This window comes from Rhodoblastus sp. 17X3 (assembly GCF_030056575.1).
In the GTDB taxonomy this organism is placed as follows: Bacteria; Pseudomonadota; Alphaproteobacteria; order Rhizobiales; family Beijerinckiaceae; genus Rhodoblastus.
In genome coordinates, this window is the sequence record NZ_JASHHX010000052.1 from 1 (window position 1) to 1,200 (window position 1,200).

Sequence of the window (1,200 nt, forward strand, 5' to 3'; positions counted from 1 at the left end):
AATGTCAAAGCCGAGATTTGCGATCAAACCCCAGTGGAAGGCCCAGTTCTCGCGCAACAAAGGCGAGGAGTCGATATTCACCTGAACGGCGTAGCGCCCCATATGGCCGGGCAGATCGCCAAGCGGCGGTATTTTCGCAAACAGGAACGGAACAAAATAAATCAGCACGAACAGAACAAAAGCGATGTTGATGTTACGGCTGCCAAATAATGACAATTTGGACCCAGCCACATTTTCAGCCATGTCGACGCCCTGTCCTGCAAGCAATTTCGCTTCGCGCACAGCGCGCCTTCGGGGTGCGAATATTCCACGGACAGGGTTCCAATTCCCTTAAATCCCTCAGCCTTCAGCGCGACGGCTCTGCTCCCGACCCGACGGGATGCAGGCGATAGAGCGCGCTTTCCTCGTCGGCATAGAGCAGCTCCGCCCCCGGCATGGCGGGGGCCTGCGCCATGTCGAAGCCGACCAGCCAGAGATGATCGAAACGGTCGCGCGGAATCTCGGGCAGCCGCCGCATGACTTCCGGCCAGAGCGGCCCGGCGCAATCGGGCTTCGGCGTAATGACCTGCGAGGGGTCCGAATTGAATTTCGTTCCCTTGGCGCGCAGGGCCGTGAGCAATTGCCCGCCCGGGATCACCCATTGCGAATTGACGAAGGCCTCCCGCCGGACGACGGCCATGCCGCTCAGCTGATTGAGCCTGGGAAGCCGCCAGTCCAGGGGCGACACATGGCAGATGTCCGGCGAGAAGGTGACGATGCTGGCGCCCTCCGGGACATGATCGAGCGCGCGCAAATGGCGCGTGAAGTCGCGATCATATTGCGCAAAGCCCGCCGACATGACGGCGAGCCGCGCAACGGCCAGAAACACGCCAGAGCCAAGGATCAGCCGGCTCGCCATGGAGCCGACCGAACCCGGAATCGGCGACAGCAGCGCAATCTGGAATATCACCGGCCAAAGCCGAATATCCGCATAGACGGAGCCGAAAAGCTTGATCGGTATGACAAGCTCGCACAAAAAAAGCAGCAGCGCCGGGAGCGCAATCTCATAGTTCAGCCTGATCGTTTTCGATACCCCCGCATAAATCAATATGGAAACGTAAAATCCAATCGAAACAAGATCCAGCAACCGATTCTGATCTCTGAATATCTCAATGATATTGTAGAACTTCCACCCGAAGGCGAAGAAGAATTTCGTTTCGA

Annotated in this window: 1 protein-coding gene and 1 pseudogene; both read right to left on the minus strand. The window is 57.9% G+C overall.

The features are described from left to right. A pseudogene (locus QM467_RS19705) lies at window positions 1-282 on the minus strand (hypothetical protein); the annotation flags it as partial. Window positions 283-346: 64 nt separating this feature from the next. Next, window positions 347-1,200: hypothetical protein (locus QM467_RS19710; protein ID WP_283368040.1), on the minus strand; the 854-nt coding region annotated here is incomplete at its 5' end.